Annotated in this window: 15 protein-coding genes; 8 read left to right on the top strand and 7 right to left on the bottom strand. The window is 74.0% G+C overall.

From position 1 onward, the window contains the following. Positions 1-7 precede the first annotated feature (7 nt). Positions 8-436, bottom strand: a complete 429-nt coding sequence (arfB, locus tag ACIRQY_RS31135; protein ID WP_351794316.1) for an alternative ribosome rescue aminoacyl-tRNA hydrolase ArfB — start codon at positions 434-436, stop codon at positions 8-10. Positions 437-723: 287 nt separating this feature from the next. Between arfB and ACIRQY_RS31130 the strand changes: the two genes are divergently transcribed. Together ACIRQY_RS31130 and ACIRQY_RS31125 are read left to right on the top strand one after the other, a co-directional pair. Further along, positions 724-1,299 carry a TerD family protein gene (locus ACIRQY_RS31130; RefSeq protein ID WP_351794313.1) on the top strand — a complete coding sequence of 192 codons (576 nt, stop codon included), beginning with the start codon at positions 724-726 and terminating at the stop codon, positions 1,297-1,299. Positions 1,300-1,397: 98 nt separating this feature from the next. Next, a complete protein-coding gene (locus ACIRQY_RS31125; protein WP_351794310.1) occupies positions 1,398-1,952 on the top strand; it encodes a GNAT family N-acetyltransferase in 555 nt (184 codons plus the stop codon). On the opposite strand, the gene ACIRQY_RS31120 is transcribed toward ACIRQY_RS31125, so the two are convergent. Both ACIRQY_RS31120 and ACIRQY_RS31115 read right to left on the bottom strand, forming a co-directional pair. Then, positions 1,922-3,499, bottom strand: a complete 1,578-nt coding sequence (locus ACIRQY_RS31120) for a M1 family aminopeptidase (protein WP_403931218.1) — start codon at positions 3,497-3,499, stop codon at positions 1,922-1,924. The genes ACIRQY_RS31125 and ACIRQY_RS31120 overlap by 31 nt on opposite strands. A gap of 296 nt (positions 3,500-3,795) precedes the next feature. Beyond that, positions 3,796-4,335 (bottom strand): heme-binding protein, encoded by a 540-nt coding sequence (locus ACIRQY_RS31115; RefSeq protein WP_403931216.1) that lies wholly within the window; start codon positions 4,333-4,335, stop codon positions 3,796-3,798. Between the two features lie 747 nt (positions 4,336-5,082). Between ACIRQY_RS31115 and ACIRQY_RS31110 the strand changes: the two genes are divergently transcribed. The 4 genes from ACIRQY_RS31110 (at position 5,083) to ACIRQY_RS31095 (ending at position 8,944) form a co-directional block, all read left to right on the top strand. After that, positions 5,083-6,195: a sensor histidine kinase gene (locus ACIRQY_RS31110; protein WP_403931278.1), complete on the top strand. Its 1,113-nt coding sequence runs from the start codon at positions 5,083-5,085 to the stop codon at positions 6,193-6,195. Further along, the gene (locus ACIRQY_RS31105) at positions 6,195-6,815 is read left to right on the top strand and encodes a response regulator transcription factor (RefSeq protein WP_351795111.1); all 621 of its coding nucleotides are present in this window, start codon (positions 6,195-6,197) and stop codon (positions 6,813-6,815) included. The genes ACIRQY_RS31110 and ACIRQY_RS31105 overlap by 1 nt, the downstream gene beginning before the upstream one ends. A gap of 342 nt (positions 6,816-7,157) precedes the next feature. Next, positions 7,158-8,363 (top strand): FAD-dependent monooxygenase, encoded by a 1,206-nt coding sequence (locus ACIRQY_RS31100; protein WP_403931276.1) that lies wholly within the window; start codon positions 7,158-7,160, stop codon positions 8,361-8,363. 80 nt (positions 8,364-8,443) lie between these two features. Then, positions 8,444-8,944: a hypothetical protein gene (locus ACIRQY_RS31095; protein WP_351795113.1), complete on the top strand. Its 501-nt coding sequence runs from the start codon at positions 8,444-8,446 to the stop codon at positions 8,942-8,944. Between the two features lie 19 nt (positions 8,945-8,963). On the opposite strand, the gene ACIRQY_RS31090 is transcribed toward ACIRQY_RS31095, so the two are convergent. Continuing rightward, complete coding sequence (locus tag ACIRQY_RS31090; protein ID WP_351795116.1) at positions 8,964-9,632, bottom strand: pentapeptide repeat-containing protein; 669 nt, start codon at positions 9,630-9,632, stop codon at positions 8,964-8,966. A 120-nt stretch (positions 9,633-9,752) separates the two neighbouring features. Here ACIRQY_RS31090 and ACIRQY_RS31085 point away from each other — a divergent pair, with 120 nt between their 5' ends. Further along, a complete protein-coding gene (locus ACIRQY_RS31085; protein WP_403931214.1) occupies positions 9,753-10,916 on the top strand; it encodes an NAD(P)-binding protein in 1,164 nt (387 codons plus the stop codon). A gap of 279 nt (positions 10,917-11,195) precedes the next feature. After that, entirely contained in the window at positions 11,196-12,194 is a 999-nt protein-coding gene (locus ACIRQY_RS31080; RefSeq protein WP_403931212.1) for a zinc-binding dehydrogenase, read from the top strand. Between the two features lie 35 nt (positions 12,195-12,229). On the opposite strand, the gene ACIRQY_RS31075 is transcribed toward ACIRQY_RS31080, so the two are convergent. From ACIRQY_RS31075 to ACIRQY_RS31065, 3 genes are all read right to left on the bottom strand, one after another. Beyond that, on the bottom strand, positions 12,230-12,565 hold the full coding sequence (locus ACIRQY_RS31075; protein ID WP_403931210.1) for a hypothetical protein: 336 nt from the start codon (positions 12,563-12,565) through the stop codon (positions 12,230-12,232). Positions 12,566-12,574: 9 nt separating this feature from the next. Then, entirely contained in the window at positions 12,575-13,069 is a 495-nt protein-coding gene (locus ACIRQY_RS31070) for a GNAT family N-acetyltransferase (RefSeq protein WP_351795127.1), read from the bottom strand. Between the two features lie 153 nt (positions 13,070-13,222). Then, a complete protein-coding gene (locus ACIRQY_RS31065) occupies positions 13,223-14,116 on the bottom strand; it encodes an aminoglycoside phosphotransferase family protein (RefSeq protein ID WP_403931208.1) in 894 nt (297 codons plus the stop codon). Positions 14,117-14,149: the final 33 nt, after the last annotated feature.

Here is a 14,149-nt window from a genome sequence, read left to right as displayed (position 1 = left end):
GACCGGCTCAGCTCCAGTCGCGGGAGGTGCGGGTCCGCTTGGTCTCGGAGCGCTGCTTCTTCTCGCGCAGCCGCCGCTCGTTGATTCCGCGCGGGATCTTCGTCGCCCTGCGGGGCTTCGGCGGCGGGGCGGTCGCCTCGGCGAGGAGAGCGGCCAGGCGGACCGCCGCCGTCTCGCGGTTGCGCCACTGGGAGCGGTGCTCCGAGGCCCGTACGGACACGACGCCGCCGACCAGACGGCCCGCGAGGCGCTCCAGCGCCCGCGCCTTCCAGACCTCGGGCAGTGCCTCCGTGGCGGCCAGGTCGAACCGCAGCTCGACCTGCGAGTCGCTGGTGTTCACATGCTGTCCGCCCGGACCCGACGAACGCGAGAAACGCCACTGGAGCTCGGCCTCGGGCAGCGAGACGGAGCCACGGATGGGATAGGGACCGGACATGCCCCCATGTTCCCCGTGCGGGGCCGTCGGAGTCACCCGGATTTCCCCCCGAATTCCTCCTCGTCGCCCTCCCTCATCCCCTCTGCCGCCCCCCTGTCGTCCCCTCGCCCGCCCTTTCCTCCCTCTTCCTCCCTCTTCCGCCCTCTCATGCCCTCCCCTCCCTGCCCTCCGTGCCCTTCTCCCCCTGTGCCCTTCACCCGTATGCCGACGGCGGAGCGCCCTCGGGAACCGTCGACGGCACCCGTGCGTTCCTCCAGACGAAGACACCACGATGAAAGGGACTTTCCATGGCTGTGAGCCTGTCCAAGGGCGGCAACGTCTCTCTGACCAAGGAGGCCCCCGGCCTCGCCGCCGTCACCGTGGGCCTCGGCTGGGACGTCCGCACGACCACCGGCACCGACTTCGACCTCGACGCCTCCGCGATCGGCGTGGACGCAGCGGGCAAGGTCGCCTCCGACGCCCACTTCGTCTTCTTCAACAACAAGTCGACGCCGGACCAGACCATCGTCCACACCGGTGACAACCGCACCGGCGAGGGCGGCGGCGACGACGAGCAGATCAACGTGAACCTGGCGGGCCTCCCGGCGACCGTCGAGAAGATCGTCTTCCCGGTCTCCATCTACGACGCGGTCAACCGCTCGCAGAACTTCGGCCAGGTGCGCAACGCGTACATCCGCATCGTCAACCAGGCGGGCGGCGCCGAGCTGGCCCGCTACGACCTCTCCGAGGACGCCGCGACCGAGACCGCCATGGTCTTCGGCGAGCTGTACCGCAACGGCGCCGAGTGGAAGTTCCGCGCCGTCGGCCAGGGCTACGCCTCGGGCCTGGAGGGCATCGCCCGCGACTTCGGCGTCAACATCTGACATCGTCCCGGCACCGGCACGACCCCCCTGGGGCGCACCGGTGAGGGACACCGGTAGAGCCCCGGCGGGGAACCCCGCCGGGGCTCTACCCTTTCCGCGTGATCGTCGAAGCCCTCGTGCCCAAGGCCCTGGAGGACGGCGCGGCCCTCCCCGGCCCGCTGCTCACCGAACTCACCGCGCTGTACGCGTCCGACCAGGAGTTCCAGCAGCTCAGCGGGGACTTCCCGGACCCGTCCGACATCCGCCCCGAGCAGGTCGCCGCCGCGCTCGCCGAGGAGTTCGCACAGCCCTCGGCGGAGGTGCTGCTGGCCCGTTCCGAGGGCCGGCTCGTCGCCGTCGCGGTGACCCTCGGCCACCATCCCGACCCGGCGGACCCCGATCCCTGGCTCGGTCTCCTGATGGTCCACGGGGACGTACGGCGCACCGGTCACGGGCGGCGCCTCGCCGCGTACGTCGAGGACCGTTTCCGGGCCCGGGGGCGGACCGGGCTGCGGCTCGCCGTCCTGGAGGACAACCCGAAGGCGCTGGCCTTCTGGACCTCGCTCGGATACGAGGAGATCGCCCGCCGCCCGGACCTCGCGCACGGACGGCCGTGTCTGGTCCTGCGGAAACCGCTGGCCGCTCAGGGGGCGGACGGCCTGTCCTCGCCGTAGAGCCAGACGGCCCACAGCGCGCCGAGGTCCCGCCCGGCGACGCTCTCGGCGTACCCGGTGAAGTCGGCCGTGGTGGCGTTGGCGTGGCGGTACTTCGCGAGCCAGCCGCGCAGGATCTCGTCGAAGGTCCGGTCCCCCACGGTCTCGCGGAGCTTGTGCAGGACCATGGCTCCCCGCTGGTACACGGGCGCGTCGAAGAGGTTGTCGGCGGTGGGCGGCTCCGCCGGGGGGAAGGCCCAGTTGGCCTCCTGCGCGAAGGCCGTCTCGAAGCGCTTCCGCGCCGGGACGTGCTCGTACGCCTCCCCGTACAGCCATTCGGCGTAGGTCGCGAAACCCTCGTTCAGCCACAGGTCCCGCCAGCTCACGGGCGTCACCGAGTTCCCGAACCACTGGTGGGCCAGTTCGTGGACGAGGGTCGTCCGGTCGAAGGAGGCGAGGGGGAAGACGGGCCGGGTCTGGGTCTCCAGGGCGTAGTCGAGGGTGCCGTCGGCGACGACGGTCGCCCCGGCGGCGGCGAAGGGGTACGGGCCGAAGAGCCGTTCCTGCCGGGCCACGATGCCGGGCACCTCGGCGCGCAGTGCGGCCGTACGCGCGGCGAGGGGCCGCTCGGCGGCGGTGAGGACGGAGGGCCCGGGACTTCCCGTAGGGGATGCGGGGGATGTCGGGGAGTCGGGGGGTGTCAGGGAGGCAGGGGACGTCGGGGACGCCTGTGAGGGGCGTGCGGGCGTCGCGGGGCCGGGGCCCACGGGGCTTCCTGTAGGGGTGTCCGGGGTGTCCTCGGCGGGCGGGGTGCTCACCGCTCCGGCCGGGCGCTCCGCCGTCGTCTCGTAGTGGCCGATCGTGATCGTCGCCAGATAGCTCGCCATGGGCTCGGGGGTGTGCCAGACGCTGGTGACACGGCCGTCGGGCGCTGTCCTGCGGGCGGTCCTGACCCCGTTCGCCAGGGCTTCGAGCCCGGCCGGGACGGTGATCGTGATGTCGTACGCGGCCTTGTCGGAGGGGTGGTGGTTGCCGGGGAACCAGGTCATGGACCCGGCGGGTTCGCCGACCGCGACGGCCCCGTCGGCGGTCCGCAGCCAGCCCTCCCGGGCGCCGTCCGGGTCGGTGAGCGGCTCGGGCACGCCCTCGTACGCGACGACCGCACGGAACTCGGCGCCCTTCCGGATGTCCTCGCGTGGCCGGAGCGTCAGTTCGTTGCCCGCCCGGTTGGCGGCGGCGGGCACGCCGTCGACGGTGGTGGTGCCGACGGTGAGCCCGGCCAGGTCGAGGTTGAAGGCGCTCAGGTCCTGGGTGGCGCGGGCCGTGATGTCGGCGGTGCCGGAGAGCCGCCCGGACGCCGGGTCGTACGCGAGGGTCAGGGCGTAGTGCCGTACGTCGTAGCCGCCGTTGCCGAGCTTCGGGAAGTACGGGTCGCGCAGTCCGGCCGCGCCGGGGGTGCCCCGGACACCGCCACCGGCCTCCGTACAGCCCCCGGCGAGCAGTGCGAGGGCGGTGAGGGCGGCGGCGAGCCCGCCCGCGGCGGCTCCGGTCCGGTGGCGCTGGGTCACGTACCGATCCTAAACAGGACGGAGGGGTGATCCCGCACGGAACGCCCTGCCGGGAAAGCCCGTAGGGAAGGCAGTGCCGGGGAGTCCCCTACGGGACGCCCTGCCGGGAATCCCCGTACGGGACGGGCCGCCGCGAATCCCCGTACGGGACGGTCCGGCCTTACGGGTTCCCGTACGGGACGGGCCGCCCCTACGGGGTCCCCGAGTACTGGGTCTCCGAGAAGGCGGCGACAGCGACGGCGACGGCGCCCGGCGGGGGGAGCCGGGCGCCGTCGCCTGCCTGGGCGGGCGGGTGGTTATCGGGTGAGGGTGGCGATGCCTGCCTGGGCGAACTTCTCGTCGAGGTCGCCGGAGGGGGCTCCGGCGACGCCGATGCCGGCGATGGGGGCGCCCTTGGCGGTGACGGGGGCGCCTCCGGCGAGGAAGAGGGTGCCGGGGATGTCCTTGAGGTTGGGGGTGCTGGCGAGGCGTCCGGCGAGGACGGAGGTGGGGGCGTTCCAGGAGACGGCGGTGAAGGCCTTCTTCACGGCGGACTCGTAGGACTGGGGGCCCGCGCCGTCGCCGCGGAGGGTGACGAGGGTGTTGCCGTTGCGGTCGACGACGGCGACGGAGACGCGCTGGTTCTCCCTCTCGGCGGCCTTCAGGGTCGCCTGCGCCGCCTTGGTCGCCGCCTCGACCGTCAGATGCGTCGACTGCTGGAGGTTGCCGTTGCCCGCGTCGGCACGGACGGCGGCGGCGGGGGCGGCGGCCGGAGCGGAGGCGTTCGCGGAGACCGCGCCGAAGGTACCGGCGGCGAGGACGGCGGCGGCGGTGGCGCCGAAGAGGATCTTCTTCATGAGGAGCTCCGTGAGGGTGGGATACGGGAGGAGGCGGTCGTCCGGGCGTCGGTGCGGTGTGTCGCCCCTTCGCTCTGCACTCCATCCTGTGGCCGGGCCCGGGGCCTCTCGGTCCACGGTCCGGCTGCCCTCCTCGCGCACACTGGAGGACGGCCGGGTCAGCCGATCGGCTGATGCCGTCCTGGTCCGTCCGGGCCAGGATGGAGTGATATCCCCAGGTCAGAGGGTCAGGAAGGCAGGAACGTGACAGAGCCGAAGACACCGGACGGCGAACGCCACGCACCGGCCGGACCACCGGACACGGGGACGGGGACGGGGACGGGGCGGGGCTCCGGGACGGAGCGGGAGATCCGGACGGACCCCGAGCCCGAGGCGGGGCCGAGGACCCCGAGAGGCAGCAGCTTCGAGACGGAGCCGAGGACCCCGGCAGGCAGCACCTTCGAGACGGAGCCGGGAACCCCGGCGGTCAGCGGCTCCGACCCGGAGCCGAGCCCTCGGAACCACCCTGATGCGGGGCGCGGGCACGAGGAGGGGGGCCGCCCCGATACCGGGCAGGGCCCCGAGGCAGGCCCGGAAACCCAGCCCGGCCCCGGCCCCGGCCCTGGCCCCGTACGGGGCCCCCGTACGGGCGGACCGCATGGCCCCGACGCCGACCCCGACACCACCCCCGGGCAGGGGACCCGTACGACCGGAGCGCGGGACCCCGGCGCCGAGCACGACCCCGACGCGCCCTGGCTCGCGCGCGTCATGCACATCGCGTTCTTCCTGCTCCTCGGCGCCTCCCTCGCCCGGTTCCTGCTGCGCCACCCCTGGGAGGACCGCAGCCCCTGGATCGTCGCCCTCTCCGGCGCCCTCGCCTCCCTGTACCTCCTCGGGCCCGTCGTCGGGACCCGCGCCGCGCCCCGGCGGATCGCCTGGCTGTGCACGGTCGTCGCCGTCTGGATGCTGCTCGTCGTCCTCGCCCCCAGCTTCGCCTGGTGCGCGGTCCCGCTCTTCTACACCGGGCTGCGCACCCTCCCCGCGCGCGCCGCGCTCGGCCTGGTGCTGCTGCTCACCGCGTTCGTGGTCTTCGCGCAGGTGCAGCTCGCGCACGGCGGCTGGGACCCGAACCTGATCGTCGCGCCGCCCGCCGTCGCCGCCATCGCGACCGGCGTGTTCGTGTACTCCGACCGGCAGGCGGCCCGGCAGCGGGCCCTCATCGACGACCTGATCCGCACCCGCCGCGAACTCGCCGCGACCGAGCGCCGCGAGGGCACCCTCGCCGAGCGGCAGCGGCTGTCCATGGAGATCCACGACACCCTGGCGCAGGGCCTGTCCAGCCAGCAGATGCTGCTCCAGGCGGCCGACCGCACCTGGGACGGCGACCCGGCCACGGCCCGCCGCCATGTCCGTACGGCCCAGTCCGTCGCCGAGCGCAACCTCGCCGAGGCCCGCCGTTTCGTCCACGACCTGGCACCCGCCGACCTCGCCGGGGGCGGCGGTCTGGAAGAGGCGCTGCGGGGGCTCGCGGCACGCGAGTCGGCCGCGTTCCGGGTCGACGGGACGGCCGTCCCGCTCCCCGAGCGGGTGCAGTCGGCGCTGCTGCGGATCGCCCAGGGCGCCCTCGCCAACATCCGCGAGCACGCCGCCGCCGACTCCGCCGCGCTCACCCTGACGTACCTCGACGACCAGGTCGTCCTGGACATCGCCGACGACGGTCTCGGCTTCGACCCGGCGCAGAAACCGGGCGGGGTGCGCGGCCACGGACTGCCCGCGATGCGCGTGCGCGCGCGGCAGCTCGGCGGCACCCTGACCGTCGAGTCCACCCCGGGCGAGGGCACGGTGCTCTCGGCCGCGATCCCGCTCTCCCTGGAGTCCTGATGTCCGTACGCATCCTCCTCTGCGACGACCACGCCGTCGTCCGCGCCGGGCTGCTGGCGCTGCTCGGCAGCACCCCCGACATCGAGGTCGTCGGCGAGGCGGGCAGCGGCGAAGAGGCCGTGGCCATGGCGGCGAAGCTGCGGCCGGACGTCGTCCTGATGGACCTCCAGCTCGGGGCGGGCATCGACGGGGTGGAGGCGACCCGGCGGATCGCGCCGACGGGCGTCCACGTCCTCGTCCTCACCACCTACGACACGGACGCGGACATCACGCGGGCGATCGAGGCGGGCGCCACCGGCTATCTGCTGAAGGCCGAGAGGCCCGAGGAGCTGTTCGCCGCGATCCACGCGGCGGCGCAGGGCCGTACGGCCCTGTCCCCGCCGGTCGCGAGCCGGGTGATGGACCGGATGCGGGGCGCGGCGGGCCCGAGCCTCACGGACCGGGAGCGGGACATCCTGGGCCAGTTGGGGCGGGGCCTCGGCAACCGGGAGATCGCACGGGCGCTGTTCATCAGCGAGGCGACGGTGAAGACGCACCTCGGCCGGATCTACGCGAAGCTCGGCGTCGACACGCGCGCGGGCGCGGTGTCGGTGGCGAAGGAACGACGCCTGCTGCCCTAGGGGGCGGCACGGGGCCGTGTCCGGGGCGCGCGGCCCGAAGTCCGGGCGCGTGTCCGGGGCACCTCCGGGGCGCCCCGGAGGCGGCCCCAGAGCGGGCCGAGACCTCTGCGGAGTGGCCGTGGGGTGTCCCCGTAGGGCTGCGAGAAACCCTTACGGGGACACGGGTACGGCCCCCTCGGGGACGAGCGGACACGGGTACGGCCCCCCTCGGGGACGGGTACGGCCCGCGCGGTACGGGGCGTCTCCGGGACCACCCCATCCGCCGCTGCTACTGTGCGTTGCCGTCCGACCGCGCGGTGTCATGTCGCGCCGTTCGTTGCAGTCAGCACCGTGGGAGCGCACGTGAAGCTCGCGATCGTCGGCGGCGGTCCCGCCGGCCTCTACCTCTCGATCCTGCTGAAGCGGCAGGACCCGTCCCACGACATCACGGTCCACGAGCGGAACCCTGAGGGTTCCACGTACGGCTGGGGCGTGACGTACTGGGCCGGGCTCCTCGACAAGCTGCGCGAGGGCGACCCGGAGTCGGCGGCGGCGATCGAGGCCGCCTCGGTGACCTGGACCGACGGCCTCGCGATCGTCCGCGACGAGCGGACCGTCCACCGCGGCGACGCGGGCTTCGGCATCGGACGGCGCCGGATGCTCGCGCTGCTCGCCGACCGGGCGGCGGGACTCGGCGTACGGGTCAGGTTCGAGCACGACGTCCCCGGGCCCGACGCGCCCGAACTCGCCTACACGGACCTGGTCGTCGCAGCCGACGGCGTCAACAGCGTGCTCCGCGAGGCGCACACCGACCACTTCGGCAGCACGGTCACCAGTGGCCGCAACCCGTACGTCTGGCTCGGCACCACCAAGGTCTTCGACTCCTTCAGCTTCGCCTTCAAGGAGACCGCGCACGGCTGGATCTGGTGCTACGCGTACGGGTTCAGCGGCGAACGCTCCACCTGCGTCGTCGAGTGCGCCCCGGAGACCTGGGCCGGACTCGGCCTGGACACCCTCGGGGAGACGGACAGCCTGCGGCTCCTGGAGAAGCTGTTCGACGACCTGCTCGACGGGCACGAGCTGATCGGCCGGGACCGGGCCGACGACACCACCCAGTGGCTCACCTTCCGCACCCTCACCAACCGGGTCTGGCACCGCGACCGGCTCGTCCTCCTCGGCGACGCCGCCCACACCACCCACTACTCGATCGGCGCGGGCACCACCCTGGCCCTGGAGGACGCCCTCGTCCTCGCGGACTCCCTGCGGACCTCCACCGACCTGGAGACGGCCCTCACCACGTACGGGAAGCGCCGCCGCGCCGAACTCGTCTCCGCGCAGAGCGCCGCCCGCTACAGCGCCCAGTGGTACGAGAACCTCCCCCGCTACATGCGTCTGGAGCCCGCCAAGATGTTCGCGCTCCTCGGCCAGCGGCACTCCCCGCTGCTCCCGCACGTCCCGCCGCAGCTGTACTACCGGATCGACCGGGCCGCCGAGCAGCTGGAGCCGCTGCGCCGCCTCAAGCGCTGGCTCGGCCCGAGGGTGGCCCGCGCGGTCCACGGCCGCCGCTGACACCCGGCCGCAGGCCCGTGAGGGCCGGGCGGCCGGTCCTCGGGTACGGGACCGGCCGCCCCCGTGACACCATCGGTCCCGTGCTCGACATCGGCTACTCCCTCTCGCGTCGCTTCCCCGACCCCCCGCAGACCGACTACCGCCACGCGGACGTCCACGCCCTGCGCCACGACCTGTTCTGCGGCGACGTGTACCTCGCCGACACCGAGACGGACCGCGAGGTGTCCACAGCCTGGGGATGGGTGCCGGTCCTCGACTTCGCGTGGGCCCTGTGTGACATCGTCGAGCAGCTCGACCAGGACCCGCGCGGCAGCCGTGCCGCACAACCCCAGTACGCGGAGCTGGACTTCACCGAGTCCTCGGACCGGATGCTCTTCGAGCGCCGCTTCGGCTGGGTGGACGTCGAGGCCGACTGGATGCCGGGCGACGAACCGCCGGTCACCTTCGGCCACACGGTGCTGCGCCGCGAGGCCCGCGACTTCCTGCACGACCTGATCGCCGACCTCACGGACATGCATGAGGGCCTCGCGGACAACCCGGCGATCTGGTCCCTCCAGGCCCGCTTCCCCCGCCTGCCCTGACCCCCGGCCGTACGGCCCCTCAGTCCTCCACCCGCAGCCCCCACTGCGCCGCGAGCACCGGGGCCAGGTCCAGGAGCTGGGTCGTCGAGATGACCGCGCCCGCCAGCGAGTCCACCCCGCGCGCGATCTCCAGGCGCTGCACCCCTCTCAGGTCCACGTCCTTCAGCCGCGCCCCGCCGAAGTCCACACCGGCGAGCACGCAGTCCACGAACTCCACCCGTTCGAGCACCGCACCCCCGAAGTCGGGCTCGCTCAGCACGCACCCCTCGAAGACGACGTCCTTCAGCTTCGCCGCCCGCAGGTTCAGATAGTCGCTCTTCCCGCCCCGCACCACGACCCGCTCGAGCACCGCCCCGTGCAACTGCGCCCCGCCGAGCCGCGCGTCCACCACCTCCACGTCCCGCAACTGCGCCCCCGCCAGGACCGTGCCCACCCCCCGTACCCCCGTGAGCACCGAGTCGAGGAAACGGGCACCCGTCAGCCGCGCCTCGTCGAGGCTGCAGTCGCGCAGCGCGCAGTCCAGGAACCGCGCGCCCTCCCCCGACTGGCCCGCCAGATCGAGCCCGTCCAACTCCAGCCCGTCGTAGTCCCCGTCCGGTTCGAGCCCTCCCCGGTACTCCTCCAGCGGAGGAAGCCGCACCTCCGGCCGCCGCGCCCCCGCCACCTTCTTCTTCCGAGTCGTCGCCATGCCCACATGGTGACGTACGCCACTGACAACGCCCCCGATGTCACGAACCGGCCCCCTCCCGCCGTCGCCTCCACAGGACCCGCGGCACCCTCGCCGCCGGACCGACCCGAAGGGGACGACATGCGGAAGCTCACGGTCATCGGCGGCGGCTTCGCCGGACTCACCGCCGCCCTCACCGCGGCCGAGGCGGGCCTCGCGGTGACCCTGCACGAGGCACACAACACCCTCGGCGGCCGGGCCCGCACCGGCGACGGCCCGTACCGCACCAACGACGGACCGCACGCCCTCTACCGGCGCGGCCCCCACCACACCTGGCTCCGGCAGCGCGGACTCCTCGGGCCGCTCGCCCCGCTGCCGCCCGCCGAGATCCTCCGGTTCCGTTTCCACCGCGCGGGCGCCCTGCGCCGCACCCCGCCGCCCGGACTGCTGCGCCACTCCCTCCGCACCGGCGGACAGGCCCCCGTCGACCTCGACTTCCGCACCTGGGCCACCCGGCTCGCGGGCGAGCGGACGGCGCGCGAGGCCGCCGCCTACGCGGCGGTCGCGCTCTTCCACCACGACCCCGGCGCGCTCTCCGCCCGCTTCGTGCAGGAACGGCTGCACCGCGCCACCACGCTGCCGCCGGAGGCCCAGTACGTGCGCGGTGGCTGGGGCCGCCTCATCGAGCGCATGGCCACGCGCGCGCGTGAGGCGGGCGTACGGATCGAGACCTCCTCGCGCGTCGACGCCGTGCCGCGCGGCGAGGGGCCGGTGATCGTCGCCACCTCCCTGCCCGCCGCCGCCCGGCTCCTCGGCGACCCCTCGCTGACCTGGGACAGCGGCCGCACGGTCCTGTTCGACCTGGCGCTGCGGACCCGTGAGGGAGATCCGTTCGTGATCTCGGACCTGGACGCGCCGGGCTGGATCGAGCGGTTCACGGCCCAGGACCCGTCACTGGCCCCGTCCGGACAGCAGCTGATCCAGGCGCAGTTGCCCATCGGGCCCGGCGGGACGAAGGCCGACGGGGTAGCCCACGCAGAACGGCTCCTCGACCTCGGCTTCCCCGGCTGGCGGGACCGGACGGTGTGGCGGCGGGAGTCGGTGTGCCTCGGGCGTACGGGGGCGGTGGACGGCCCCGGAACGACCTGGCGCGACCGGCCGGCCGTCGACCGGGGCGACGGGGTGTACCTGGCGGGCGACCAGGTGGCGGCGCCGGGCGTGCTGTCCGAAGTGTCGTTCACGAGCGCGGTGGAGGCGGTGTCCCTGGCCCTCCGCGCGGAACGCCTTGACCTCAAGTCCGCTTGAGGTCGGAAGGTGGAAGCCGCACGACACCGCTCACCACTTCACCCCCCGCACGCCCTACGCACCACACCTCACACCTCACGCCACACGCCACACGCCACACGCCACACGCCACACGCCAGAGATCACGCATCACGCATCACGCGCCGACCTACCAGCGCACCGGACCGCCGGACCGCCGGGCCGCCCTGGCCCCGTACGGAAGACCGTTTCCCTACGGCAGAGGGCCGCCGCCCGCGCCGCACCGGTGACACCGCCACCACGACCCGAACGGGGAACGCCATGCACGCCGTCCGCCTCCACGCCTTCGGCCCCGCCGAGAACCTGATCCACGAGGAGACGCCCGACCCCGTACCCGGTCCCGGCCAGGTCCGGATCGCGGTCGCGGCGGCCGGGGTGCACCTCCTCGACACCGCCCTCCGCCAGGGCATGACCGGCCCGTACCCGGCCCCCGTGGACCTGCCCACCGTCCCCGGACGCGAGGTCGCGGGCACGGTCGACGCCCTCGGCGAGGGCACCGACCCGTCCTGGCTCGGCCGACGGGTCGTCGCCCACCTCGGCATGGTGCCCGGCGGCTACGCCGAACTCGCCGTCACCGACGCGAGCCGTCTGCACGCCCTGCCCGACCACCTGGGCGAGGCGGAGGCCGTGGCGATGATCGGCACCGGCCGCACCACCCTGGGAATCCTGGGGTTCACCGTGCTCGGACCGGACTCGGTGGCGATCGTCCCGGCGGCGGCGGGCGGCATCGGCACCCTGCTCGTGCAGTACGCGAAGAACGCCGGGGCCACCGTCGTGGGCCTGGCGGGCGGCCCCGCGAAGGTCGCCCTGGTCCGGGAGAACGGCGCCGACGTGGCCGTCGACTACACCCGGCCCGACTGGCCGGAGGAGGTCCGCGCGCAGTTGGCCGGACGGCACGCGACGGTCGTCTTCGACTCGGTCGGCGGCGACACCGGCCGGGCGGCGGTGGACCTCCTCGGGAAGGGCGGCGCGCACCTCGTCTTCGGCTGGGCGGGCAAGGGCCCGCACGACGGCGGGCCGCTCACCTTCACCCCCGCGGAACTGGCCGCGCGGGGCATCACCTCGGAGTCCGTCCTCGGCCCCGTCATGATCGAGAAGGCGGGCGGCGACATCCGCGTCCTGGAACTCGCCGCCCTCGCCGCCGCGGCCGACGGGACGCTCCGCCCGGCGGTCCACCGCTTCCCCCTCGCGGACGCGGCCGGCGCCCATCGTGCCCTGGAGACCCGGGGCACGACGGGCAAGGTGGTCCTCATCCCGTAGGGGACGAGGGGACGCGTGGTCGGGGCCGGGTGGGGTCAGACCCCGACCACGTCCCAGGAGTGCGCCTTGAACTCCTTGAGGAAGTCCGGGTGGTCCTCCCACATCCGGGCGACGGACCGCAGCACGTCCCAGTTGTGCTCCAGGGCCTGGTCCACGACCTGGCGCAGTTCCGGCGCCGACTCCCGCTTCTCCACGAGCCCGTTGACGGCCGCCGCGGCCTGCACGGTGTAGCGGGTGGCGCGCAGGGCCCGTGAGGTGTCGTCCATGCCGAAACCGTGGTCGCTGCCGTTGGCGGGGTCGAAGAGGGGGGTCAGCCGCGCCTCGATGAAGGCGGTGATCCGCCGGAAGCGCTGCTCGATGTCCATGTCCATGGCACCTTCCTACACCCTCGCGGCGCCGGACCCGCCCGCGCCCAGGGCCGCCAGGGGCCCGTCGGCCAGGCGGTAGACCGTCCACTCGTCCTGGGGGCGGGCGCCGAGGGACTCGTAGAAGTCGACGGCGGGCTTGTTCCAGTCGAGGACGGCCCACTCCAGGCGCTCGTAGCCGCGCTCGACGCAGATCCCGGCCAGCGCGCCGAGGAGCGCCTTGCCGTGGCCGCCGCCGCGCGCCTCGGGGCGCACGTACAGGTCCTCCAGGTAGATGCCGTGGACCCCGCGCCAGGTGGAGAAGTTGAGGAACCAGAGGGCGAAGCCGACGGTCTCGCCCTCGTCGTTCTCGGCGATGTGCGCGTAGGCGGCGGGTCGTTCGCCGAAGAGCGCCTCGTGGAGCTGCTCGGGGGTGGTACGGACCTCGTGGAGGGCCTTCTCGTACGCGGCGAGGTCACGGATCATGGCGTGGACGACGGGAACGTCGGCGGGGGTGACAGTACGGATCATGCCCCCAGCCTGCCCGGCCGCCCGGACTCCTGGCCAGCGAGTTCCACCCGGTGGATACGGGCGGGCCGGGCGCGCCCGGGGCTTCCGGGGCTCTCCGACCCCCGGGTGTCCCCGGTCCTCCGGGGACACCCGGTCCCGAGGCCCCCGAGCCCCCTACCCCCGTCGCTCCCTCAGGACCCGGGCGATCGTGATCTGTTCCCGGTCGAGGGCCGGTTCGCCGTCCTCCACGTCCCACAGACCGTTCTGCAGGACCCGGCCCAGCGTCCACGCCACCGCGCGGTCCCGGTCTCCGACGACCTCCGCGAGCAGGTCGAACCGCCACAGGATCTCGTCGGGGTCGGGGTCGAAACGGTCCGTGAGGGCCGGGAGCAGGTCGAAACCCGGGTCACCGGCGAGCGGCTTCGGGTCGATCGACAGCCACGGCTCCCGCTCGCCCGCGAGGACGTTCCCCAGGTGCAGGTCCCAGTGGAGGAGCCGGTCCCCCGGCTCCGCGACCACCTCCCGTACGGCCGCAGCGCAGTCCCTCAGGACCGCCGCGTCCTGCGGGCCCAGCCGTCCGGCGGCCGCCGGGACCTCCGCAAGCATGGCGGCGGCGATGTCCCCGAGGGCCCGCAGCCCGTCCGGCGCCGGGATCGCCACGAGGCGGGCGAGCAGCCCGGCGACGACACCGAGGGCGGCCCGGGTGTCGGGGAGGGAGGTCAGCGGCCGGGACTCGTCGAGCCGCTCCAGGAGCATCGTGCCGGTGGCGGCGTCGTGGTCGAGGAGCCGTACCGCACCGGCCCCGTCCCACACGCGCAGGCCGAGCGGCTCGCCCTCGGTCTCCTCGTCGAGGATCTGCATCTTGAGCGCGGCGGGAGTGCCGTCCGAGACCCGCAGCACGGGCAGGACGAGGGAGGCCATGCCGTACATGGAGGGGCCGGTGGTCCGCAGCCCCCACCGGTCGAGGAACTCCTCGGCCCGCGCGGGAAGCCCGGCGACGAACGCCCGCCCGGCCTCCCCGTTGTACTTCGTCTGCGACGCGACCAGTTCCTCGGGTACGTGAATCACCCTCCGACCCTAGGGGCGCCGACCAGGTCCCGC

The organism is Streptomyces sp. NPDC101490, assembly GCF_044767145.1.
In the GTDB taxonomy this organism is placed as follows: Bacteria; Actinomycetota; Actinomycetes; order Streptomycetales; family Streptomycetaceae; genus Streptomyces.
The sequence above is the reverse complement of the archived record's forward strand: the minus strand, read 5'-3'. Positions and strand labels throughout refer to the sequence as shown.